The sequence below is a fragment of the Escherichia sp. SCLE84 genome (assembly GCF_012584495.1).
Classification (GTDB): domain Bacteria; phylum Pseudomonadota; class Gammaproteobacteria; order Enterobacterales; family Enterobacteriaceae; genus ECMA0423.
On record NZ_CP051430.1, the window covers coordinates 1,089,682 to 1,114,065 of the forward strand.

General features: G+C 51.0%; 26 protein-coding genes. 3 read left to right on the forward strand and 23 right to left on the reverse strand.

Annotated elements, in window-relative coordinates; genetic code table 11:
- The first annotated feature begins 219 nt into the window (after positions 1-219).
- Positions 220-852, forward strand: coding sequence for a TetR family copper-responsive transcriptional repressor ComR (gene comR / locus HGD79_RS05540; protein WP_000179805.1), 633 nt, complete (start codon positions 220-222; stop codon positions 850-852).
- Between the two features lie 61 nt (positions 853-913).
- Here the strand turns inward: comR and HGD79_RS05545 are convergent, their stop codons facing one another.
- From HGD79_RS05545 to hinT, 8 genes are all read right to left on the reverse strand, one after another.
- Positions 914-1,453 (reverse strand): glycine zipper 2TM domain-containing protein, encoded by a 540-nt coding sequence (locus HGD79_RS05545; RefSeq protein WP_001043459.1) that lies wholly within the window; start codon positions 1,451-1,453, stop codon positions 914-916.
- A 226-nt stretch (positions 1,454-1,679) separates the two neighbouring features.
- On the reverse strand, positions 1,680-2,984 hold the full coding sequence (gene ndh / locus HGD79_RS05550) for an NADH-quinone dehydrogenase (protein WP_000211045.1): 1,305 nt from the start codon (positions 2,982-2,984) through the stop codon (positions 1,680-1,682).
- A gap of 407 nt (positions 2,985-3,391) precedes the next feature.
- Positions 3,392-3,934: an alpha/beta hydrolase YcfP gene (ycfP, locus tag HGD79_RS05555; protein WP_000587933.1), complete on the reverse strand. Its 543-nt coding sequence runs from the start codon at positions 3,932-3,934 to the stop codon at positions 3,392-3,394.
- A 22-nt stretch (positions 3,935-3,956) separates the two neighbouring features.
- Complete coding sequence (gene nagZ, locus HGD79_RS05560; protein WP_096147340.1) at positions 3,957-4,982, reverse strand: beta-N-acetylhexosaminidase; 1,026 nt, start codon at positions 4,980-4,982, stop codon at positions 3,957-3,959.
- 10 nt (positions 4,983-4,992) lie between these two features.
- Entirely contained in the window at positions 4,993-5,817 is an 825-nt protein-coding gene (gene thiK, locus HGD79_RS05565; RefSeq protein WP_001116548.1) for a thiamine kinase, read from the reverse strand.
- On the reverse strand, positions 5,798-6,439 hold the full coding sequence (gene lpoB / locus HGD79_RS05570) for a penicillin-binding protein activator LpoB (protein ID WP_000164439.1): 642 nt from the start codon (positions 6,437-6,439) through the stop codon (positions 5,798-5,800). Before lpoB ends, thiK begins: the two co-directional genes overlap by 20 nt.
- Positions 6,440-6,452: 13 nt before the next feature.
- On the reverse strand, positions 6,453-6,830 hold the full coding sequence (locus HGD79_RS05575; RefSeq protein ID WP_001225281.1) for a YcfL family protein: 378 nt from the start codon (positions 6,828-6,830) through the stop codon (positions 6,453-6,455).
- 2 nt (positions 6,831-6,832) lie between these two features.
- Entirely contained in the window at positions 6,833-7,192 is a 360-nt protein-coding gene (gene hinT, locus HGD79_RS05580) for a purine nucleoside phosphoramidase (RefSeq protein ID WP_000807125.1), read from the reverse strand.
- A gap of 333 nt (positions 7,193-7,525) precedes the next feature.
- Here hinT and fhuE point away from each other — a divergent pair, with 333 nt between their 5' ends.
- Positions 7,526-9,715, forward strand: coding sequence for a ferric-rhodotorulic acid/ferric-coprogen receptor FhuE (gene fhuE, locus HGD79_RS05585; RefSeq protein ID WP_021578494.1), 2,190 nt, complete (start codon positions 7,526-7,528; stop codon positions 9,713-9,715).
- A 59-nt stretch (positions 9,716-9,774) separates the two neighbouring features.
- Here fhuE and ptsG read toward each other — a convergent pair whose 3' ends face one another.
- The 14 genes from ptsG to yceD all read right to left on the reverse strand — a co-directional run bounded on the left by ptsG (position 9,775) and on the right by yceD (position 22,283).
- The gene (gene ptsG / locus HGD79_RS05590) at positions 9,775-11,208 is read right to left on the reverse strand and encodes a PTS glucose transporter subunit IIBC (RefSeq protein WP_000475719.1); all 1,434 of its coding nucleotides are present in this window, start codon (positions 11,206-11,208) and stop codon (positions 9,775-9,777) included.
- Positions 11,209-11,502: 294 nt separating this feature from the next.
- The gene (locus HGD79_RS05595) at positions 11,503-12,300 is read right to left on the reverse strand and encodes a metal-dependent hydrolase (protein WP_000480245.1); all 798 of its coding nucleotides are present in this window, start codon (positions 12,298-12,300) and stop codon (positions 11,503-11,505) included.
- Positions 12,301-12,310: 10 nt separating this feature from the next.
- Entirely contained in the window at positions 12,311-13,315 is a 1,005-nt protein-coding gene (gene holB, locus HGD79_RS05600; RefSeq protein WP_001267931.1) for a DNA polymerase III subunit delta', read from the reverse strand.
- Positions 13,312-13,953: a dTMP kinase gene (gene tmk / locus HGD79_RS05605; RefSeq protein ID WP_001257000.1), complete on the reverse strand. Its 642-nt coding sequence runs from the start codon at positions 13,951-13,953 to the stop codon at positions 13,312-13,314. Before tmk ends, holB begins: the two co-directional genes overlap by 4 nt.
- Positions 13,943-14,965, reverse strand: coding sequence for a cell division protein YceG (gene yceG, locus HGD79_RS05610; RefSeq protein ID WP_000756838.1), 1,023 nt, complete (start codon positions 14,963-14,965; stop codon positions 13,943-13,945). The genes tmk and yceG overlap by 11 nt, the downstream gene beginning before the upstream one ends.
- Positions 14,966-14,967: 2 nt before the next feature.
- Complete coding sequence (gene pabC / locus HGD79_RS05615; protein WP_096147338.1) at positions 14,968-15,777, reverse strand: aminodeoxychorismate lyase; 810 nt, start codon at positions 15,775-15,777, stop codon at positions 14,968-14,970.
- A gap of 119 nt (positions 15,778-15,896) precedes the next feature.
- Positions 15,897-17,138, reverse strand: a complete 1,242-nt coding sequence (gene fabF, locus HGD79_RS05620) for a beta-ketoacyl-ACP synthase II (protein ID WP_000044679.1) — start codon at positions 17,136-17,138, stop codon at positions 15,897-15,899.
- Positions 17,139-17,225: 87 nt separating this feature from the next.
- Positions 17,226-17,462: an acyl carrier protein gene (acpP, locus tag HGD79_RS05625; protein WP_000103754.1), complete on the reverse strand. Its 237-nt coding sequence runs from the start codon at positions 17,460-17,462 to the stop codon at positions 17,226-17,228.
- Between the two features lie 210 nt (positions 17,463-17,672).
- Positions 17,673-18,407 carry a 3-oxoacyl-ACP reductase FabG gene (fabG, locus tag HGD79_RS05630; RefSeq protein WP_001008535.1) on the reverse strand — a complete coding sequence of 245 codons (735 nt, stop codon included), beginning with the start codon at positions 18,405-18,407 and terminating at the stop codon, positions 17,673-17,675.
- A 12-nt stretch (positions 18,408-18,419) separates the two neighbouring features.
- Positions 18,420-19,349 (reverse strand): ACP S-malonyltransferase, encoded by a 930-nt coding sequence (gene fabD / locus HGD79_RS05635; RefSeq protein ID WP_000191372.1) that lies wholly within the window; start codon positions 19,347-19,349, stop codon positions 18,420-18,422.
- Positions 19,350-19,364: 15 nt separating this feature from the next.
- A complete protein-coding gene (fabH, locus tag HGD79_RS05640; protein ID WP_000288132.1) occupies positions 19,365-20,318 on the reverse strand; it encodes a beta-ketoacyl-ACP synthase III in 954 nt (317 codons plus the stop codon).
- Between the two features lie 67 nt (positions 20,319-20,385).
- Positions 20,386-21,456 (reverse strand): phosphate acyltransferase PlsX, encoded by a 1,071-nt coding sequence (gene plsX, locus HGD79_RS05645; RefSeq protein WP_000197585.1) that lies wholly within the window; start codon positions 21,454-21,456, stop codon positions 20,386-20,388.
- Positions 21,457-21,536: 80 nt separating this feature from the next.
- Positions 21,537-21,710, reverse strand: a complete 174-nt coding sequence (gene rpmF / locus HGD79_RS05650) for a 50S ribosomal protein L32 (protein ID WP_000290727.1) — start codon at positions 21,708-21,710, stop codon at positions 21,537-21,539.
- A 51-nt stretch (positions 21,711-21,761) separates the two neighbouring features.
- The gene (gene yceD, locus HGD79_RS05655; protein WP_001174481.1) at positions 21,762-22,283 is read right to left on the reverse strand and encodes a 23S rRNA accumulation protein YceD; all 522 of its coding nucleotides are present in this window, start codon (positions 22,281-22,283) and stop codon (positions 21,762-21,764) included.
- Positions 22,284-22,481: 198 nt separating this feature from the next.
- Here yceD and yceF point away from each other — a divergent pair, with 198 nt between their 5' ends.
- The gene (gene yceF, locus HGD79_RS05660; RefSeq protein ID WP_001125202.1) at positions 22,482-23,066 is read left to right on the forward strand and encodes a 7-methyl-GTP pyrophosphatase; all 585 of its coding nucleotides are present in this window, start codon (positions 22,482-22,484) and stop codon (positions 23,064-23,066) included.
- 111 nt (positions 23,067-23,177) lie between these two features.
- Here the strand turns inward: yceF and rluC are convergent, their stop codons facing one another.
- Positions 23,178-24,137: a 23S rRNA pseudouridine(955/2504/2580) synthase RluC gene (gene rluC, locus HGD79_RS05665; RefSeq protein ID WP_000846343.1), complete on the reverse strand. Its 960-nt coding sequence runs from the start codon at positions 24,135-24,137 to the stop codon at positions 23,178-23,180.
- Positions 24,138-24,384: the final 247 nt, after the last annotated feature.

Below are 24,384 nucleotides of genomic sequence, written 5' to 3' on the forward strand. Positions count from 1 at the left end.
AATGACGTCGCAAGCAATTACTTAACGATCGATAACTAAATGATAGATGTGATCTGGATCACATACAAGATATTTTTTATAACAATCATTAATTAATTTAAAAATCTTTAAATTTCAGTTAAATAGAAAGCAATTATTTTTATGGGATCTGGACTGGTGAACGGAGGTGATTATTTTTATAATAACCTTTCATTCACAGTCACCAGGTACAACGGCATCATGGCAACTGACTCAACACAATGTGTAAAAAAAAGCCGTGGCCGCCCAAAAGTGTTCGACAGGGATGCCGCGCTTGATAAGGCCATGAAATTGTTCTGGCAACACGGTTATGAAGCGACTTCTCTTGCGGACCTCGTCGAAGCGACCGGAGCCAAAGCGCCCACGCTATACGCGGAATTTACCAACAAAGAGGGGTTATTTCGTGCCGTTCTCGACCGCTATATCGATCGTTTTGCCGCTAAGCATGAAGCACAGCTGTTTTGTGAAGAGAAAAGCGTGGAGTCTGCGCTGGCTGACTATTTTGCTGCCATCGCCAACTGCTTTACCAGCAAAGACACCCCGGCAGGCTGCTTCATGATCAACAACTGCACCACCCTCTCCCCAGATTCAGGAGATATCGCCAATACGTTGAAATCACGCCATGCGATGCAAGAGCGCACTTTGCAGCAGTTTTTATGTCAACGACAAGCGCGCGGGGAAATCCCGACCCACTGTGACGTGACACATCTGGCAGAATTCCTTAATTGTATTATTCAGGGGATGTCGATCAGCGCACGCGAAGGTGCATCGCTGGAAAAACTAATGCAGATTGCCGGAACGACTTTGCGTTTATGGCCCGAACTGGTGAAATAAGGCGCAAAAAAAGCCCCTCTGCCTGAGCGAATGAGGGGCCAAATTGCAGAGTACAGCCTTGTTATACTTTGTTATTCAAAATCAGTTGCCCATTACTATCTAGCGGGATCTGCGTACCAGGATCGCGGTCCATGCGGATTTTGCCCTGCTGATCGCCAATCTTATAGGTCACATCATAACCGAGCATTTTTTCTGACTTGTCATACACCGTTTTACAACGCTGTTGCGTAGTCGTGTAAGTATCGCTTTCCTGGAGAGAGCCCTGGATCTGGTTACCGGCATATCCACCACCCAGCGCCCCCACAACAGTGGCGACATCTTTACCACGACCACCACCAAACTGATGCCCTATCACGCCGCCAGCAACAGCGCCGAGCACCGACCCGGTAATGCGATTTTCATCCTGCACCGGTCGACGATGGGTCACTGTGACGTTGCGACACTCCTGACGCGGTGTTTTAACCGTTTCCTTGATTGGGGTTGCAGAAACAACCTGAGCGTATTGCGGGCCCCGTTCAAACACGTTCAGACTGGCCACTGCCGCTACGCCCAGCGCAGCTGCGACACCAATCCCGATACCCGCCAACATTGATTTATTCACGGGAACACCTCCTTCTTTGCAGTTATGCCAATCATGCAAGCGAAGGAGAAAAGCAGCTATCAGACAGAAGATGAAAAGCGCGGGAATGGCTGGAAATACTTAAGGATTCGGAGGAGTCTGAAGGAATGCCTGATGCGACGCTTAACGCGTCTTATCAGGCCTACCGCTCGTACCATTTGTCCAGGGCGGATGAGGCGTTTATGCCACATCCGCCAGTGTACGTCGATTAATGCAACTTCAAACGCGGACGGATAACGCGGTTAATACTCCCCACCAGCATCATTAATCCGGTTTTAAAGTAACCATGCAGCGCAATCTGATGCATTCGGTATAGCGAGATATATACAAAGCGCGCAATTCGTCCTTCAATCATCATTGAGCCGCGCGTCAGGTTACCCATCAGGCTACCGACGGTGGAGAAGTTCGACAGCGATACCAGCGAACCATGATCTTTATACTGATAATTTTTCAGCGGCTTACCGTTCATCTGCGCCAGTATGTTGTTCATTGCGCAAGTCGCCATCTGGTGTGCAGCCTGAGCACGCGGCGGAACAAAGCCCCCTTCCGGACGCGGGCATGACGCGCAGTCGCCAATAGCGTAAATGTCTGGATCGCGGGTGGTTTGCAGCGTCGGTTCCACCACCAGCTGGTTGATACGGTTAGTTTCAAGACCACCGATATCTTTCAGGAAGTCTGGCGCTTTGATCCCGGCTGCCCACACCATCAGATCAGCCTCAATATATTCGCCATCTTTAGTGTGCAGGCCGCCTTCATCAGCACTGGTGACCATGGTTTGCGTCAGCACGCGAACGCCAAGTTTCGTTAGCTCGTTGTGGGCCGCAGCAGAGATACGTGGCGGTAATGCAGGCAAAATACGTTCTCCCGCTTCTACCAGCGTTACGTTCAGGGCTTCGTTGGTCAGGCCTTTGTAACCGTAGCTGTGCAGTTGCTTGACCGCGTTGTGCAATTCAGCGGAGAGTTCTACACCCGTCGCGCCGCCGCCGACAATCGCAATGTTCACTTTGCCATTTGCGCCCAGGTTGGCGGAGTATTTCAGGAAGAGATTCAGCATCTCCTGGTGAAAGCGACGCGCCTGGTGCGGGTTATCGAGGAAAATGCAGTTCTCTTTGACACCTGGCGTATTGAAATCGTTAGAGGTGCTACCCAGCGCCATTACCAGGGTGTCATAGGCGATTTTACGTTCCGGAACCAGCAGTTCACCTTTCTCATCGCGCAGTTCTGCAATAGTGATTGTTTTCGCTTCACGATCAATATCAATGACGGAACCCAGCTGGAACTGGAAACCATGATTGCGCGCATGGGCCAGATAGCTCAACGCATCGACGCCTTCATCAAGCGAGCCAGTCGCCACTTCGTGCAGCAGCGGTTTCCACAGGTGGCTGTGGTTACGATCGACCAGCGTAATTTTGGCTTTTTTCTTACGTCCCAGCTTATGCCCCAGCTGTGTTGCCATTTCCAGCCCACCAGCACCGCCGCCGACAATCACAATCTTTTTCAATGGCGTAGTCAACGTGACCCCCTTAAATTTATTAACCAATTGTTAATTAATGGTTATTAACATAGCTCTTAATTAACAACAGGTTACAGCAATGAAAATGTTCTTCGCTATTGAGAATAACATGAATGGTGCATTGGTCATACCAAAATTGATGTTAATCAAGTTTTGTTGCTGAAAAGATAGGCGACTTTACCGGGTGAGATCAAAAAATAGAGTTTATTGTTTATTATTTGAGCAAATTCGGAAGAGTAATATAGGGTGAAGCGTATATCGAGGGCGTTTGGTCGTCCTGATAAGATGCGCAGCATCGCATCAGGCATTGATGCTCGACTGTCGGATGCGGCGTGGACGCCTTATCCGACTTACAGAATTCGGAGCGCATCAGGTACCGGCAAGGTTACCTGATGCGACGAGGGCATTTACCCGAGGGTTTTGAACGCTTTAATGCGCTGTAAATGCGGGGAGATATTCTTGAATTTGTGCGTCTGCTCTTCGTCCCAGACAATCTCGTAATAATGATGCAACTCTTCAGATGTCCGCTGGCTGTTAAGTGCTTCATCATTACGCGACAAAATAACCAGACAACGATCGCGATTCTTCTCGCGGAAGTTGGTCACACACTTAGTGGCAATATCGGCATACTCTTCCGGGCGATCAATCTTGCCTTCCATGTTCTCATAAGGGAACAAATTAGGGTTGAAGATCACCTGGCGGATGTCGCAAAGAAAACCAATCCGTTCCGCCCAGTATCCGCCCAGGCCAACGCCGCAAATTAGCGGACGCTCGTCAACGTTCAGTTGCAACATTTTGTCCACTTCTTTAAGCAGATGCTGCATATCATGTTTCGGATGCCGCGTACTGTAGCTTATCAAGCGTACATCCGGGTCAATAAACTGCAATTGTAAGACTTTCTCGTGGTTACCCGGACTGTTAGAGTCAAAACCGTGTAAATAGATAATCATCGCTTCCTCACATAAGCCAGGGTTAGTGACCTGCTTTCTCTTCCTGCCAGCGTTCGTGTAACTGATTCAGACGGGTGCTGATCGCTTTCCAGCGAGCCGAGTCCATCAGTTCCTGTCGCGAAAATGAACCTTTATGATACAAACGTGTAACACGTTCTGCCTTGATCGGTGACAGATTATCTAACACGCTGACGGCCCCTTTACGATTATTGCAGACCAGGATCATATCGCAACCCGCATCCAGTGATGCCTGCCCGCGTTCGGCATAACTGCCCATAATCGCGGCACCTTCCATCGATAAATCGTCAGAGAAAATCACGCCGTCAAAACCCAGTTCCTGACGCAAAACGGTTTTCAGCCAGTAGGGAGAACCGCTCGCCGGACGCGAATCAACATCACTGTAGATCACATGCGCAGGCATAATGGCGTCGAGTTTATTTTCGCGGATTAAGGAACTGAAGACCGACATATCTTTAGCGCGAATCTCCGCTTGTGGACGTGGATCGCACGGTGTTTCTTTGTGTGAGTCTGCCGTTACTGCACCGTGTCCTGGGAAGTGTTTCCCGGTCGTTTTCATTCCGGCTTCATGCATACCATCAATAAACCGGCTGGCAATTGCCAGGGCTTTTTGTGGATCGGCATGATAAGAACGCTCGCCAATCGCCGCGCTGATATGCCCGACATCCAGCACAGGCGCAAAGCTGATATCAATATCCATAGCGATCATTTCGCTGGCCATCAGCCAACCCGCCTCTTGCGCCAGTTTGCCGCCCTCTTCCATTCCCAACAGCGCAGCAAAGGATTGTGCTGCCGGTAAGCGGGTAAAACCTTCGCGAAAACGCTGCACGCGTCCACCTTCCTGATCTACCGCCACCACCAGATGATTGCGCGAAGCTGCGCGGATCTGGCGCACCAGTTCACGCAACTGGGCAGGATCATGATAGTTACGCGTAAAGAGAATCAGCCCTCCCACCAGCGGATGCGCAAGTATTTCACGCTCTTCCGCGTCCAGTTCGTAACCTTCGACATCCAACATTACTGGACCCACACTGCTCTCCTTATTGTTTTATTAATAGCTGCCGCCAGGTGTCATCGGCCAGCCTGATAAATTGTTGATCGCCGGTTTGTCGCCAGCGGTACTCAAACCACCCTGCTTTGAGCATCAGCAGCCAGGGAAACCATCGCCTGACCTGACGCCATAATTGCGCCGGATAAATCTTCGCGCGAGTGGCATAGTCATTGACCAATTGCCGGTGCTGGTCAGTATTTTCCACCCACACCGCCGCCAGTTCCAGCGCGATATCACCATCTCCGGCATACTCCCAGTCGATGAGTTTTAACCCTGACGCGCTATGCACTAAATTTCCGGCGTGGACATCCATATGCAATGGACTTAAGCGTAAAGGCCGTGGTTCCCGCGCTTTGCGCAGACGTTTTAACCTTCGCAGCCAACCCACTGTCCGCCGCGCCGGATCGCTTTGCTGCCAGTACAGTTCCAGTAACGGCAACAGCGTTATTCGCCAGCCAAAACGCGGTTGTTGATGTAGATAATACAGCAAGCCTGCCAGTTCGTTGGTATCCGGCAAATACGTTTTTACCTCGCCGGGCAGATAGTCGACCACCATCCAGTCACGGAGATATAAATGCGGCTTCGGTGCAATACATGCGGGTAATTGTGATAAAGCCCGATACTGGCGCAAGAACGCGAACCGCGGCGCATCAGGATCGTGCGGCTGACGTACAACAAAACGCTGGCCCTGGTGTTCAATGAGAAAACTCCCGCCACTAAGCCCACTATGAAACGTCGTGACGGGATGAAACTGCGGGAAAAAGCGCGACAGCAATTCGTCGCGCATGATGGGATTATTGCTGCGAAACGGCACCTTTACCTGACCAGATAATTTCGCCCGTCTGCACCAGCATCAGCTGCATTTGTAGGGTCGGAGCGTTAACGTTGCCAGAGGCGCTGGAGTACAGCACGTAATGAGCGCCGACATTGCGGGCAATGCCTATGGCTTTACTACGAGTACCTAAACTGTCCTGCGGCGACAAACCTAACTGTTGCTTAGCCATCGACAGCTGCTGGGCGGAAACCAGGGTAAATTTCCCGTTATTAGCCAGCGCATTTCGCAGCGTTTCGGTCGCTTCTGCGGCATTCAGCGAACCGTTAGTACGGTTGTTAACGCTATCAACCAGCAGGACGCTACCCGCAGTCACCCCGTCAGCCCCAAGCATCTTACTGACCATCGGCTGCATTGCGCCATTCCAGTCATAATGGCGAATATGCGGCGCAGGCGGTGCCGTTTGATCTTCGTGCTCAATTGGGCCTGGCTGCTGCGGGATCGTCGGCACCGAGGGCACTGTGGGGACAGGCTGTTGTGGCTCGGCTGGTTGTTCCGGCGCTGGTTTCACTTCTTCTACCGGTGCAGGTTCACGTTGCCCCACACATCCGGCGAGAAACATCGCCAGCGCGGTAATCAAGGCGTAGCGACTCATTTTTGTCATCAAGATTCACCCCTTACAAATATAGATAAAGTCTGACTTTGTGCGCCCCCAGAAAATTGGCGCTGCCGTACAGCGTTACCGCCGAATGTGCGGGAATGGTAACGCTGCGTGGCCTTTCCAGAGGATGCATCTCCAGCCCTCTGGCGTCATACCAGTAAAAACGATAATGAACGGTAACGGGTTCTTGCCTTTCGTTATAAAGCGTTGAGGATGCTGAAGGTTGAATATCAGACGTCGAAAGGACGGGCTTTTCTGCACTGATGCCCGCAGCCAATAAAGATGACTCCATCACCAGCGATTGCTCATCATTCACCGGAATTTCCGGATGTGAACGACAGCCCACCAGCAGTAACAACGCCAGAGACACCAGCCCAAAGCATCCTTTTCTCATCGTTACAGACCTTTATGCGCCAGCATTGGTCCCAGCGGACGGCCACCCAACAAGTGCATATGGATGTGGTAAACCTCTTGTCCGCCATGGCGGTTGGTATTCATGATCAGACGATAGCCATCTTCGGCAATACCTTCTTGCTCAGCAATTTTTGCCGCTACGGTGATCATGCGTCCCAGCGCCTGCTCATGCTCAGCTGAGACGTCGTTCACAGTCGGAATGAGGATATTCGGAATGATCAGAATATGCGTTGGCGCTTGCGGCGAAATATCGCGAAACGCCGTTACCAGATCATCCTGGTAGACGATATCGGAGGGGATCTCACGACGAATAATTTTGCTGAATATAGTTTCTTCTGCCACGACATTTTCCTTTTTCAAATAGCCATGCGTTGCGCCATGCTACGCCGCGCCACACTGCGAGTATAGAGTATGGTCGAGTTAAACCTGCTCTTTCAACCTTAACTCACGATTTCTTAAGCAAAAAATCGTTTTGCTGCCGTATATATCGCCATTATTCCCATTTCTGCCTGCGAATGCGCTGAAAAGACATTCTCTGTTTGGTTTACACGACAAATATGAATGCGTATATTTCTCATTTGCATTTACAAACAAAATTATTCGCACACTAAATATAATCGCTCATCACCCTCCTCCGGCATGAGCCTGACGACAACATAAACCAAGAGATTTCAAATGCTTTCAACACAATTTAACAGGGATAATCAATATCAAGCCATCACCAAACCGTCACTACTTGCCGGTTGCATAGCACTGGCACTATTACCTTCTGCCGCTTTTGCTGCACCAGCCACTGAAGAAACGGTGATTGTTGAGGGTTCAGCCACAGCTCCAGATGATGGCGAAAATGATTACAGCGTAACGTCTACCTCTGCGGGTACCAAAATGCAGATGACTCAACGTGATATTCCTCAGTCGGTCACTATTGTTAGCCAGCAGCGGATGGAAGATCAGCAGTTACAAACGCTGGGCGAAGTGATGGAAAACACGCAGGGGATCAGCAAAAGTCAGGCGGATTCCGATCGTGCTCTTTATTATTCCCGCGGATTCCAGATCGATAACTATATGGTTGATGGTATCCCCACCTATTTTGAATCGCGCTGGAATCTGGGCGACGCACTTTCTGATATGGCACTCTTTGAACGCGTAGAAGTAGTGCGTGGCGCGACAGGACTCATGACCGGGACGGGTAATCCATCTGCGGCAATTAATATGGTTCGAAAACACGCGACCAGTCGTGAATTTAAAGGCGATGTCTCGGCGGAATACGGTAGCTGGAACAAAGAACGGTATGTGGCGGATTTACAAAGCCCACTCACCGAAGACGGTAAAATCCGCGCGCGAATTGTCGGCGGCTACCAGAATAACGACTCATGGCTGGACCGCTACAACAGTGAAAAGACCTTCTTCTCGGGCATTGTCGATGCTGATTTAGGCGATCTTACGACGCTTTCAGCCGGTTACGAATATCAGCGCATTGATGTTAATAGCCCTACCTGGGGCGGTTTACCGCGCTGGAATACTGATGGCAGCAGCAACAGTTACGATCGTGCACGCAGTACCGCACCTGACTGGGCGTACAACGATAAAGAGATCAACAAGGTCTTTATGACCCTGAAGCAGCGGTTTGCTGATACCTGGCAAGCGACACTGAATGCCACCCACTCTGAAGTCGAATTTGACAGCAAAATGATGTATGTCGATGCCTATGTAAACAAAGCGGATGGTATGCTGGTTGGGCCATACAGTAATTATGGACCTGGCTTTGATTATGTCGGCGGCACCGGTTGGAACAGTGGCAAACGTAAAGTTGATGCGCTGGATTTGTTCGCTGACGGTATTTATGAATTGTTTGGTCGTCAGCACAATCTAATGTTTGGTGGCAGTTACAGCAAACAAAACAATCGTTACTTCAGTTCATGGGCCAACATCTTCCCGGATGAAATTGGCAGTTTCTACAACTTTAATGGCAATTTCCCACAAACCGACTGGTCACCACAGAGCCTGGCACAGGACGATACCACACATATGAAATCGTTATATGCTGCCACTCGAGTCACCCTTGCCGATCCGCTGCATCTGATCCTCGGCGCACGTTATACCAACTGGCGGGTTGATACGCTGACTTACAGCATGGAGAAAAACCACACCACGCCTTACGCTGGTCTGGTGTTTGACATCAATGACAACTGGTCGACCTACGCCAGCTATACCTCTATTTTCCAGCCGCAAAATGATCGTGACAGTTCAGGCAAATATCTGGCTCCAATCACCGGTAACAACTACGAGCTGGGTCTGAAATCGGACTGGATGAATAGCCGTCTGACCACCACGTTAGCCATCTTCCGTATTGAGCAGGATAATGTCGCTCAGTCCACCGGTACACCTATCCCCGGCAGCAACGGCGAAACCGCCTATAAAGCGGTGGATGGGACAGTCAGTAAAGGGGTGGAATTTGAACTCAACGGCGCAATTACCGACAACTGGCAGCTGACATTTGGCGCAACGCGCTATATTGCAGAGGATAACGAAGGAAACGCCGTTAATCCTAATCTGCCACGCACCACGGTTAAAATGTTCACCAGCTATCGGTTGCCTGTCATGCCAGAGTTGACAGTCGGCGGTGGTGTTAACTGGCAAAATCGCGTGTATACCGACACCGTGACACCGTATGGCACCTTCCGCGCCGAGCAAGGTAGCTACGCGCTGGTGGATCTCTTCACCCGCTACCAGGTGACGAAAAACTTCTCGTTACAGGGGAACGTCAATAACCTGTTCGACAAAACCTACGATACCAACGTGGAAGGTTCTATCGTCTACGGCACACCGCGTAATTTCAGCATTACCGGCACGTATCAATTCTGAATAACACCTGTAAAAAAGGCAGCCATCTGGCTGCCTTAGTCTCCCCAACGTCTTACGGATTAGTGGTTACGGATGTACTCATCCATCTCGGTTTTCAGGTTATCGGATTTAGTACCGAAAATCGCCTGAACACCAGAACCAGCAACCACTACGCCCGCTGCGCCCAGTTTCTTCAGGCCGGCCTGATCCACTTTAGACACATCAGCAACGCTGACGCGCAGACGGGTAATACATGCGTCGAGGTTAGTAATGTTTTCTTTACCACCAAATGCAGCAACCAGAGCCGGTGCCATTTCGCTGGTACCTGTCGCTTTTGCATCTTCAGTCGCGTCTTCACGACCCGGCGTTTTCAGATCCAGTGCTTTAATCAGCACGCGGAAGATGGTGTAGTAAACAATCGCATAACCGATACCGACGATCGGGAACAGCCACAGTTTGCTGCTGTTACCAGACAGAACGATGAAGTCGATCAGACCGTGCGAGAACGACGTACCGTCACGCATCCCCAGAAGAATACAGATTGGGAATGCCAGGCCTGCCAGAATCGCGTGGATGATGTACAGGATCGGCGCAACGAACATGAAGGAGAACTCGATCGGCTCGGTGATACCGGTCAGGAACGAGGTCAGCGCCGCGGAGATCATAATACCGCCCACTTTCGCGCGGTTTTCTGGTTTAGCAGAGTGCCAGATAGCAATTGCGGCAGCTGGCAGACCGTACATTTTGAACAGGAAGCCACCAGACAGTTTACCCGCAGTCGGGTCACCCGCCATATAACGCGGAATGTCGCCGTGGAAAACCTGACCTGCTGCGTTGGTGTATTCACCAATCTGCATCTGGAAAGGTACGTTCCAGATGTGGTGCAGACCAAACGGTACCAGGCAACGTTCGATGAAACCGTAAATGCCAAACGCAACTACCGGGTTCTGGTAAGCAGCCCACTGAGAGAAGGTCTGGATTGCAGAACCAATCGGCGGCCAAATGAAGGACAGCACAACGCCAGTAAAGATGGCAGCCAGGCCAGAAATGATCGGCACAAAGCGTTTACCGGCAAAGAAGCCAAGATACTCAGGCAGCTTAATACGGTAGAAACGGTTAAACATGTACGCTGCGATCGCACCGGAGATAATCCCTCCGAGTACGCCAGTATCCGCCAGGTGTTTAGAGGCGATTTCTTCAGCAGGTAAATGCAGTACCAGTGGCGCAACCACGGCCATGGTTTTAACCATGATGCCATAGGCAACAACTGCGGCCAGCGCGGATACGCCATCGTTATTGGTAAAGCCGAGGGCGACACCGATCGCAAAAATCAGTGGCATGTTTGCAAAGACGGAACCGCCTGCTTCTGCCATAACATGCGATACAACGGCGGGCAGCCAGCTGAAATTCGCGGAACCGACGCCCAGCAGAATACCTGCGATAGGCAGTACGGATACCGGCAGCATCAGCGATTTACCGACCTTTTGCAGGTTAGCAAATGCATTCTTAAACATAATTGAGAGTGCTCCTGAGTATGGGTGCTTTTTTTACGTTCTCACGCGTGGCAAGGGGGGAGAGCCTCGCCGTGTACAGGGCATCTAAGCGCCCTTTATTTATTACACAGAGTAAAATAATTCAGTGCCAATTTGTTTGACGGCTATCACGTTTCAACTTCAGATCATTGGAGAAGTTGCACATTTTGACAAAACATATGTCACAATATTTCAAACGTGGTTATTCACCGCCCAATTTTCGGCGGTGAACTTTACTCGTTTTAGCCATTAATTACGAGCTTTAAAAAAACTCATTCAACGGATGGATTGAAGGCGGGAAGCGTCGATGTGAAACAGACGGGCGAAGTTATCGGTGGTTACCTGCGCCAGTTCTTCAACGGCAACACCTTTCAACACAGCCATGTATTCTGCAACGTCACGAACCATCGCAGGTTGATTCTCTTTTCCTCGATGCGGTACCGGCGCAAGGTAAGGTGAGTCAGTTTCCACCAGTAATCGATCCAGGGGGACATAACGCGCAGCATCGCGCAGTTGCTCCGCATTACGGAAGGTCACAATGCCGGAAAAGGAGATGTAAAATCCGAGATCCAGTAATTTACCCGCCGTTTCTCTGTCCTCTGTAAAACAGTGTAGTACGCCACCGCAATCCGTCACTTTTTCTTCGCGCAGAATTGCCAGCGTATCGGCACGGGCGTCACGGGTATGGACGATAACCGGCTTGTTCAGTTCACGACCAATCTGGATATGATGGATGAAGGACTCTTGCTGACGTACTTTAGTTTCCGGTGTGTAATAATAATCCAGCCCGGTTTCACCCAGCGCTACAACACCCTCTTCTGCCGCCAGACGGCGTAAATCTTCTACATCGTAGGGATCATTCTGGTTGAGTGGATGCACGCCACAAGAAAATACGACGTTGTCACGTTCGCCTACCAGATCCCGCATATGTAAATAACCCGGTAATGTTGTGGCGACTGCCAGACAAAATTTCACATCGCGTGCGGCGGCTTTCGCCAGAACGTCATCCACGTCCTTATGCAAAGATTCATAATCCAGACCATCGAGATGGCAGTGTGAGTCGACTAAAAACATGATGTCTCTCTTAAAGATGAGGAACCGGTAGCACAACGCCCGGTTGCAGGTAATGCTCAATACGCAGTAAAAGATCGGTGATGAGAAGCTCGCGGTTGATGCCTGTAACAGACATTAACTGTTCACGAATGTGGCAAACATCCCCCAGTATAGCCTGCAGGCGCGAGGGAGAAAGATGGTTTGCCAGTTCGGCGACCAGGCCCGGCACATCAACATTGGTCACCTGCGCAGCACCATGATGGCGTTTTAGCGCATCCATCAGCAACGTTGCCAGCCAGTGTAAACGCGCCGGAGCTTGTTCATGATTAAGGGCCGCTAGCAGCGAATACCAGTCGCCCGATGGCACGCTATATGCCAACGCCTGACACAATGTTTCACGAGCCTGCCAGTTATCTCCCTGAAACAACGCCAGTGCCGCGCCAGGCGAACCGGCGCTTAAGCGCAATGCGGCAAGTAATGCATCCTGTGACATTGTCACTTCGCGTGAAAGCCAGGTCACGGCGTACTGTTCCGGCGGCGGCGCAAGGTAATGTAACCGACAACGACTACGTAATGTTGCCAGTAAACGTTCAGGCTCGCGGGTAGCCAGGAAAAACCAGGTTTCTGCTGGTGGCTCTTCAAGCGTTTTCAGCAATGCGTTAGCCGCGGCGTCGGTCAGTAAGGCAGCATCGGTTACCCAGACAACTTTCGCACCACCTAGGCGTGCGTGCTCATTCAGCTTTTCGGTGACCTCACGTACCGCATCAATGCCCAGCATATTTTTCCCTTTTTCGGGAGCCAGGGTGTAGTAATCGGGATGCGTGCCAGCCTGCATCAACTGACATCCACGACAGTGACCGCAACTTTTGTGGCCCTGCGGTTGTTGGCAGAGTAAATAACGGCTCAGGGCGTAGATTAAAGCATCATCGCCCATGCCCGGTAACGCCTGAATGAGCAGCGCATGGTGACCTCTTCCGGCCTGATAGCTGGCTACCAGTTTTTCGAAATCAGGTCGTAACCATGGATACCATCTCATGCGTCCAACTCCTTCACCCAGTGGGTCACGGTAGTGCGGATTGCATCCATCACGGCCTCCAGCGGCTGGGTGGCATCAATGGTATGAATGCTTTTATCTTGTGCTGCCAGTTCCAGATAGCGGGCGCGGGTGCGATTAAAGAAATCGAAAGACTCTTGCTCAATACGATCCAGCTCGCCGCGCGCACGCGCGCGTTTTAAGCCAACTTCCGGGGTAACATCGAGATAGAGCGTTAAGTCGGGGCGAAAATCACCGAGAACAGCATCACGCAGTGTTGCCAGCATATGTTGGTCAATACCACGTCCGCCGCCCTGATACGCCTGAGTGGAGAGATCGTGGCGATCGCCAATCACCCAGGTGCCGTTAGCCAGCGCAGGTTTGATGACTGTTTCTACCAGTTGAACGCGCGCGGCATAAAACATCAGAACTTCGGCTTTATCGGTAATGACTTCATCGCCTACCGATTTGATATCCAGCACCAGGCTTCTTAACTTTTCGGCAAGTTGCGTACCGCCAGGTTCCCGAGTGAAAACCATGTCGCGGATACCCAGTTGCTCGAGCGTCTCAACCACCACATTACGCGCGGTAGTTTTGCCTGCGCCTTCCAGCCCCTCAATGACGATATACTTACTGCGCATTTTTTTCCTTAAGCACTTTCAGATAATCCTGCACAGACTTGTTATGACTGGCAAGATTGGTATTAAACGTGTGACCACCTTTTCCATCGGCCACAAAATAGAGATACGGCGTTTTTGCCGGATGCGCAGCAGCCTTCAGCGAATCCGCCCCCGGCGTAGCTATCGCACCCGGCGGCAAACCGGTAATGGTATAGGTGTTATACGCTGTCGGCGTTTCCAGGTCTGCACGAGAAAGTTTGCCATTATAACGCTCTCCCATCCCGTAAATCACGGTTGGGTCGGTCTGCAAGCGCATACCAATGCGTAAACGGTTGATAAATACCGAGGCAACCTGATCGCGTTCACTGGCAACGGCGGTTTCTTTTTCGATAATTGATGCCATCGTCACCAGCTGATTTTTATCTTTATAAGGCAGACCGTCCGCACGCCCTTCCCAGGCGCTATCGACCGCTTTCACCATTTTCTTGTGCGCTCGCTTGAGTAACGCGACATCGGTGGTATTGGCGGTATACATCCAGGTGTCTGGCCAGAACCAACCTTCAATCCACTCCGGGTTTTCCAGTTCAAGTGCCTGCGCTACGGTGGCGTACTTATCGTCACTCAGCGTGTGCTTGATATACGGAGCCTCACGCAATTGCTTGAGGTAGTCGCTCAGACGCATCCCTTCTACCAGTCGCAGCGGGAACTGTGCTTCTTTACCGCTTTCCAACAATTTCAGCATCTCGCGCACGGTCATCTGCGGTGTAAAGCGGTAAGTCCCGGCTTTAAAGTGAGAAAGATCCGGTTCGATACGCAGCAGCCATTGAAAAACCCGTGGGCGATTGATGATCTTATCAGCATAAAGCTGTTCACCGAGCGCCAGACGTCCGGTCCCTGGCTTCAGGGTAAATATCGTCTCTTCTTTGATAAGCAATTTGCTGTCGGCAAGATGGCGAACCTTCCAGACGCCCACACCAGCGGCGATACCCAGTACCACCAGCAATAACAAGATTATCAATAACACTTTTTTCATGACTAATTCGGGCGCTCACAAAGTGGGGCTAAATATTCATATAACGTTGCTGACGAAAAGGAGACATCGCCACAGGCACGTACGGGCATCACTGGCATTAACGCATTACAAATAACCATCTCATCTGCCTGCAACGCCTCTTCCAGAGAAGCTTGCACTTCGACAAGCTGATAAGAGGATTGTGCCAGCAAACGGATACAGAATTGTCGCATAATGCCGTTAACACCTGCCTGATCCAGTCGCGGCGTATAAACTACGTTGCCCTTCCGCCAGAACAAATTAGCCGCACAGCATTCCGTAACCCACCCTTCGCTGTCAAGGACCAGCGCCTCATCAGCGTTTGTCTGCTCAAGATGAGAGCGAATCAATACTTGCTCAAGACGATTGAGATGTTTAATACCTGCAAGATGAGGATTGCGCCCCAGCCGCACCGGGCTTAGCGCCAACGTCATCCCCTCGTTACGCAAACGGTCGTAATGTGCAGGATAAGCCGTAACGAAGAGAATCCGCGTTGCCGGTCCACTGTTCAATGTGCTGTACCCTCGCCCGCCACTACCGCGACTGATCACGACTTTCAGTACACCATTTTGCTGTTCTGCTGCCAGCGTTTTCATCTCTTGTTCAAGCTGTGGCCAGAAGTCACAGGAAATCATCAACCGCTGACAAGCATCCTGTAGTCGCTGGATATGCGCCGATAACAAACTGACTTTACCGTCGATAACTCTGGCGGTGGTAAAACAACCATCACCAAACTGCGTTGCCCGATCGCTTACTGCCAGCGATTCCTGCTTATAACCGTTAATTAAGAACATACCGGCTCCTTATCAGAGAATTGTTAGTGTGGCAGCATGTTCACTACGGAACAAGTCGGAATAAAAGCTAAGAAAAAAGGCCCGCAAGCGGACCTTTTATAAGGGTGGAAAATGACAACTTAGATCTTTTTAAAGATCAAAGAACCATTAGTGCCACCGAAGCCGAAGGAGTTACACAGCGTGTATTCCATTCCGCTGACCTGACGTGCTTCATGCGGTACGAAATCCAGATCGCAACCTTCATCCGGGTTATCCAGGTTGATGGTTGGCGGAACAGCCTGATCGCGCAGCGCCAGGATGGAGTAGATAGATTCTACTGCACCCGCCGCACCTAACAGGTGACCGGTCATAGATTTCGTGGAGCTTACCAACACACGGCTTGCAGCTTCACCGAAGATGGTTTTCACCGCCTGCGCTTCAGCTTTATCGCCAGCCGGCGTAGAAGTACCGTGCGCGTTAACGTAGCCAATCTGACTCGCTTCAATGCCTGCATCACGCAGAGCATTTGCCATTGCCAGAGCTGCGCCTGCGCCATTTTCTGGCGGTGACGTCATATGATAAGCATCGCTGCTCATACCAAAGCCGACGAGTTCAGCGTAAATTTTCGCACCGCGTTTTTTCGCGTGTTCGTACTCTTCAAGTACCAGCATACCGGCACCATCGCCCAGTACGAAGCCATCACGCTCTTTATCCCACGGGCGGCTCGCCGCTTGCGGGTTATCATTGCGGGTAGATAATGCACGTGCCGCGCCAAAACCACCAACACCCAGCGGCGTACTGGCTTTCTCTGCGCCACCTGCAACCATCACGTCAGCATCGCCATACGCGATAATACGCGCAGCATGACCAATGTTGTGCACGCCGGAAGTACAGGCGGTCGCGATAGAGATGCTTGGGCCACGCAGGCCATACATGATAGTCAGATGACCTGCCACCATGTTCACAATCGTTGACGGAACGAAGAATGGGCTGATCTTACGTGGACCACCGTTCATCAGAGATGTGTGGTTTTCTTCGATCAGTCCGAGGCCGCCAATCCCGGAGCCAATTGCGGCACCAATGCGGGTTGCGTTCTCTTCCGTTATTTCAAGGCCAGAATCCTGCATGGCCTGAACGCCAGCGACAATTCCATATTGAATGAAGGCATCCATCTTGCGCTGTTCTTTGCGCGAGATAATGTCCTCACAGTTAAAATCCTTTACTAAGCCAGCAAATTTCGTTGCATAGGCGCTAGTATCGAAATGGTCGATTAGGCTGATGCCACTCTGACCGGCAAGCAGAGCTTTCCAGGTAGACTCTACGGTATTGCCGACAGGAGACAACATGCCCAGTCCGGTCACAACTACACGACGCTTAGACACGTTTGTCCTCCAGGGAGGGAAAAAATGATTCTAGTGGGACAAAAAGATAAAACTCAGGCGGTCGAACGACCGCCTGGAGATGTTCACTTACGCCTGGTGGCCGTTGATGTAATCAATGGCAGCCTGAACGGTGGTGATTTTCTCAGCTTCTTCGTCCGGAATCTCAGTATCAAACTCTTCTTCCAGAGCCATTACCAGCTCAACGGTGTCAAGAGAATCCGCGCCCAGGTCTTCAACGAAAGAAGCATTGTTGGTAACTTCTTCCTGCTTAACGCCCAGCTGTTCGCCGATAATTTTCTTAACGCGTTCTTCGATAGTGCTCATACTCTTAAATTTCCTATCAAAACTCGCTTTCGCGATGGTTTTCGTAGTGTATAAAATGTTGAAAAATTTGCAACTAAATCCCGGCAGGTCTTACCACGATTTTACGTTATTTTGAGGCCTTACCCCCCAATAACGCAAATCATTTTGCACTAATTATTACTCATAACCACGCAGACTGCGCGCAACATAAGCATTTTGTGCAAATCGCGGTCAGACCATGTACATCCCGCCGTTCACATGCAAAGTTTCACCCGTGATGTAAGCTGCTTCGTCGGATGCCAGGAATGCAACCGCGTTGGCGATTTCCTGTGCGCCGCCGAGGCGACCCGCAGGAACCTGCGCCAGGATACCCGCACGCTGGTCATCGCTCAGCGCACGTGTCATGTCCGTTTCAATAAAGCCCGGAGCAACAACGTTTACAGTAATACCGCGTGACGCAACTTCGCGCGCCAGTGATTTACTGAAGCCGATCAAGCCCGCTTTCGCCGCAGCGTAGTTGGCCTGACCGCCATTTCCCATGGTACCAACCACAGAACCGATAGTGATAATACGACCATGACGCTTTTTCATCATAGCGCGCATTACCGCTTTTGACAGACGGAAAACAGATGAAAGGTTGGTTTCGATAATATCGTTCCACTCTTCATCTTTCATTCGCATTAACAGGTTATCACGAGTGATACCGGCATTATTGACCAGGATATCCACTTCACCAAATTCTGCGCGAATTTTTTCCAGAACAGATTCGATAGATGCCGGGTCGGTCACATTCAACATCAGACCTTTGCCGTTAGCACCTAAATAATCACTGATCGCCTGAGCGCCATTTTCACTGGTCGCAGTGCCAATAACTTTCGCGCCACGGGCTGCGAGCGTTTCAGCAATTGCGCGGCCAATTCCGCGGCTTGCACCGGTTACCAGTGCGATTTTTCCTTCAAAATTCATGATTTTCCTCTTTTAAAGCTCGAGCGCCGCTGCCATCGCTGAAGGTTCGTTCAGCGCCGAGGCGGTCAGGGTGTCGACAATGCGTTTCGTCAGGCCAGTTAGCACTTTGCCCGGGCCGACTTCATAGAGATGTTCTACGCCTTGCGCTGCCATGTACTCAACAGACTTCGTCCACTGAACCGGGTTATACAACTGACGTACCAGTGCGTCACGAATGGCATCACCATTGGTTTCGCATTTCACATCAACGTTATTCACAACAGGAACTGTTGGTGCGTTAAAGGTGATTTTCGCTAATTCTACTGCCAGTTTGTCGGCTGCTGGTTTCATCAGCGCACAGTGAGACGGTACGCTCACTGGTAACGGCAGCGCGCGTTTTGCGCCCGCAGCTTTACAGGCAGCGCCAGCACGCTCAACCGCTTCTTTATGACCGGCAATAACCACCTGTCCCGGAGAGTTAAAGTTTACCGGAGAAACGACCTGACCTTCTGCAGCTTCTTCACACGCTTTCGCAATAGACGCATCATCCAGACCGATGATTGCCGCCATAGCGCCAGTGCCTTCCGGTACGGCTTCTTGCATGAACTTACCGCGCATCTCAACCAGACGCACCGCATCAGCGAAATCAATCACGCCAGCGCAAACCAGCGCGGAGTATTCCCCCAGGCTGTGACCGGCCATCATTGCCGGTGCTTTACCGCCCTGCTGCTGCCATACGCGATACAGCGCAACAGATGCAGTCAACAGCGCTGGCTGGGTTTGCCAGGTTTTATTCAGTTCTTCAGCTGGCCCCTGCTGGGTCAGCGCCCACAGGTCGTAGCCCAGCGCCGCAGAAGCTTCAGCAAACGTTTCTTCGACAATTGGATAGCTCGCCGCCATATCAGCCAGCATTCCAACGGTTTGAGAACCCTGTCCAGGGAACACAAATGCAAATTGCGTCATGTTTTAATCCTTATCCTAGAAACGAACCAGCGCGGAGCCCCAGGTGAATCCACCGCCAAAGGCTTCAAGCAGAACCAACTGCCCCGGCTTAATGCGCCCGTCGCGTACAGCTTCATCCAGCGCGCACGGGACAGAGGCCGCAGAGGTATTACCGTGGCGATCCAGCGTCACCACGACATTGTCCATAGACATACCGAGTTTTTTCGCCGTTGCACTGATAATACGCAGGTTAGCCTGATGCGGAACCAGCCAGTCCAGTTGAGAACGGTCAAGATTATTTGCCGCCAGCGTCTCATCAACGATGTGCGCCAGTTCCGTTACCGCAACCTTGAAGACTTCGTTGCCCGCCATCGTCAGATGAATTGAATTCTCTGGATTCACACGGTCAGCATTAGGCAGCGTCAGCAACTCACCATAGCTACCGTCGGCATGCAGATGGGTGGAGATGATTCCCGGCTCTTCAGAGGCAGCCAGCACCGCAGCGCCCGCGCCATCGCCAAAAATAATAATAGTCCCACGATCGGTTGGATCGCAGGTGCGCGCCAGTACATCGGAACCGACGACCAGAGCATACTTCACCGCCCCAGATTTCACGTATTGATCGGCTACGCTTAATGCATAGGTGAAACCTGCGCAGGCTGCTGCAACGTCAAATGCCGGGCAACCTTTAATGCCCAGCATGCTTTGAATCTGACAAGCTGCGCTCGGGAAAGCGTGCGTAGCAGAAGTCGTTGCCACAACGATCAGGCCAATCTGGTCTTTCTCAATGCCCGCCATCTCAATTGCGCGTGTCGCCGCTTCAAAGCCCATGGTTGAAACGGTTTCGTTTGGCGCGGCAATGTGGCGTTCGCGGATACCGGTACGAGTGACAATCCACTCGTCAGAGGTGTCCACCATTTTTTCCAAATCGGCGTTTGTCCGCACTTGTTCGGGCAGATAGCTGCCAGTACCAATAATCTTCGTATACATGTACGCTCAGTCACTTTTCGGTTATATACCGTCACTTGCAAACTGCGAGTTCGCTGGCAGCGTCCTGCTACCGCAGAGTTCCGCTTTTGCCACCGTCCAGCAGCTCAAAACCAGCTGGGTATACAGATTCCAGGCGAGCGGCAATTCGCTGAGGAACTTGTCGCTGCACCGCCTGCACTGCCTGTTCAATCGCGACCGCAAAAGCTCGCTGATTGGCTGCACCATGACTTTTTATCACCGTGCCGCGCAATCCTAACAGACAGGCGCCGTTATACTGGTCGGGGTTGAGGTGACTGAATCGCCTCGTCAGGCTCTTTTGTAGCCAACGCTTTAATAACAGTAGCCACCACGACCGTTTTTTCCCTTCACCCTGAGATTTCAGCAGAGAAAGGAACATCCTGACAACACCTTCCATCGTCTTTAACGTGACATTTCCTGTAAAGCCGTCACAAACCAGCACATCTGTCTTGCCAGTTAACAACTCATTGGCTTCAAGATAGCCGATATAATTGATAGAAGGGATTGTTTTAAGCACCGCTGAGGCATCCCGAATACTGTCGAGACCCTTTACTTCTTCTTCACCAATATTGAGCAACGCCACGCGAGGATTGGGAATTTCCACCACCTCTTCAGCCAGGACTGAGCCCATAATGGCAAATTGCACCAACATTGTGCTGTCACAATCGACGTTGGCCCCTAAATCGAGAACCACCGTTTTGCCCTTTTGCTGATGCGGCAATACCGTCACCAGCGCCGGACGCTCAATCCCCTCCAGGGGCTTGAGTAATAATTTTGCCAGCCCCATCAGTGCCCCGGTATTACCGGCACTGACACAGGCTTGCGCTCGACCTTCTTTCACCAACTCCAGGGCCACGCGCATTGAACTCCCACGACTGGCGCGGATAGCTTGCGAAGGCCGGACATCACTGGCGATAACTGACTGCGCAGGAATAATCTGCAGACGCGAACGTTGTTCAAAGTCAGCTTTAGCAAGTAATGGCGTGATGGCGTCGGGATTGCCGACTAAAAGAAGAGTGAGTTGCGAATTAGAATTCAGTGCCTGCAATGCTGCAGGCACTGTCACGGAAGGGCCAAAATCCCCTCCCATGACATCTAACGCCAGGGTTAGACGTGTCAAGGTATCGTCGCCGCCCGGTTTGGTCTTTCCCCAGTTGCCTGGGGAAAATCCTCACTAAGCTTCATCACGCAGACGCGTGATTACTTAGCGATGACCTTGCGGCCGCGGTAGTAACCGTCGGCAGTGATGTGGTGACGCAGGTGTTTTTCACCAGAAGTTTTGTCTACAGACAGGCTGGTGACTGCGGTCAGCGCGTCATGGGAACGACGCATGCCACGTTTGGAACGGGTTGGTTTATTCTGTTGTACGGCCATGGACCTTACTCCTCAATTACGGTTTATCCCCGATCCAACGGGGAGCACCAATTACTTACGCTTTAAGCTGGCTAATACGGCAAATGGGTTTGGCTTTTGCGCTTCTTCAGGCAGTTCACCAAAGACCATGTCCGCTTCGGACACTTCACAGTGTTCAGAATCATGCACCGGAACTACCGGCAAGGCGAGGATGATTTCATCTTCAACCATTGCAAGCAGATCGATTTCACCGAATTCGTTAACCTCAATCGGTTCATACGCTTCCGGCAGTGCTTCAGCCTGTTCGTCTGAACGCACAGGACTAAAACAATACGTTGTGTAGACCTGATGAGTAAACGGCTTCCCGCAACGCTGACACTCGAGCGTTACCGTCACCTTCGCATCGCCGTTTAACACTGCGAGACGTTGGTTATCGATAGCGAACGACATGGAGCATTCCACATCACTGTCCACACTGACTACGGATTCGGCGACGCGCTCAACCTGATCAGGGGTATAGATACCCTGGTAATCAAGGCGTTTTTGAGCCGTACGAACCGGATCGAGAGTCAGGGGTAATTTTACCTTTTGCATAGGGCGCGCATATTAACTTTGTAACGTCATAGAGTCAAAGAAAAAGGCAGCCTGTGGTTGCCTTTTGCCAATAATTCGCACACATTGCGGGTTACTGCTTTATTTTCGTTCAGTGCTGATAACGAACATCAACCTGCAAAACGAAGCGCATAGTTTAAAATGGCTATCATCAATACGCTATATCTGATGGAAAAAAATATGCCTAAACTTATTTTAGCCTCCACCTCGCCATGGCGTCGCGCTCTTCTGGAAAAACTGCAAATCTCTTTTGAATGTGCAGCACCAGAGGTCGACGAAACCCCACGCAGCGACGAATCACCGCGACAGTTGGTGCTTCGACTGGCACAAGAAAAAGCGCAATCTCTGGCGTCACGTTATCCGGATCATTTAATTATTGGTTCAGACCAGGTATGTGTTCTTGATGGCGAAATCACCGGTAAACCGTTAACGGAAGAAAATGCCCGTCTGCAATTACGCAAAGCCAGCGGCAATATCGTCACCTTCTATACTGGACTGGCGTTGTTTAATTCGGCGAATGGGCATCTACAAACAGAAGTGGAGCCTTTTGACGTCCATTTCCGTCACCTGAGCGAGGCGGAGATTGATAATTACGTGCGTAAGGAGCATCCCCTGCACTGCGCGGGTAGCTTTAAGAGTGAAGGATTTGGCATTACGCTGTTTGAGCGTTTAGAGGGACGTGACCCTAACACGCTGGTTGGTTTACCGCTAATCGCGCTGTGTCAGATGTTACGTCGGGAAGGGAAAAACCCGCTGATGGGATAGTTGTTTGCGCCGGATGCGGTTACGTCGCATCCGGCAATCGGTGCAGGCGGCCTGATGCGGCGTAAACGCCTTATCAGGCCAACCGCCCATTATCAGGCTTATATGCTTGTATTAGCGCGCGTTACGCAGCTTTTGCAAACAACGCTTCAAACCTTCATCCATCGGCGCTTCGATACGCATCACCTCACCGGTCCCCGGATGGGTAAACTTCAACGCTGCGGCGTGCAGGAACAGACGATTTAATCCCGTGCCTGCTTCAGTGAGCTGTCTGTCAAATTCACGGTCACCGTAGCGATCGTCAAAGGCAATCGGATGACCCGCATACTGTGTATGCACACGGATCTGATGAGTACGTCCGGTTACCGGGCTACAACGCACCAGGGTGGCAAATGCATAGCGTTCTTCCACTTTAAAGCGTGTTTCCGACGGTTTGCCTTCCTGACTGACACGCACGATACGTTCGCCGCTTTGCAGAATATTTTTCAATAACGGCGCTTGAACGCTCTTCACATGCGACTGCCACTGACCGCGCACCAGCGCCAGGTAATCTTTTTGCATTCCTTTTTCACGTAATTGCTCATGCAGAGAACGCAACGCCGAGCGTTTTTTCGCTACCAGCAACACACCTGAAGTGTCCCGGTCGAGACGATGAACCAGTTCAAGGAACCGCGCTTCCGGGCGCAACGCCCGCAAACCTTCGATAACGCCGAAGCTTAAACCACTGCCGCCATGTACCGCCGTACCGGAAGGTTTATTCAGCACCAGGATATGATCATCTTCATATAAGATGACGTCCGCCAGCGCCGCCACCTTTTGCAGATGTGGCGAAACCGCCTCTTCTTCCCGCTCAGCAACGCGAACCGGTGGGATACGCACCTCATCACCCGCTTCGAGTTTATATTCAGGCTTAATACGTTTTTTGTTCACCCGCACTTCACCTTTACGCAAAATACGGTAAATCATACTTTTTGGTACGCCTTTCAATTGGGTACGCAAAAAGTTATCGATACGTTGCCCCGCTTCGTCAGCGGTGATAGCAACAATTTTTACGGATGGAGTCTCTGTTTTCATGGTGGGCGATTCTAATTAGCCAACAGGATTCGCGCCACTCATTTTTCTATGCTTATATTTAGTTTTACACCTTATTACTTCACTACGTGATCACTTTATTGATGGTTATTAAACCAATCACCAGCAAGAAGTGAAAAAACTGTGAGTAAGCGGGTGATAAATGGTAAAAGTCATCTTGCTATAACAAGGCTTGCAGTGGAATAATGAGGCCGTTTCCGTGTCCATCCTTGTTAAAACAAGAAATTTT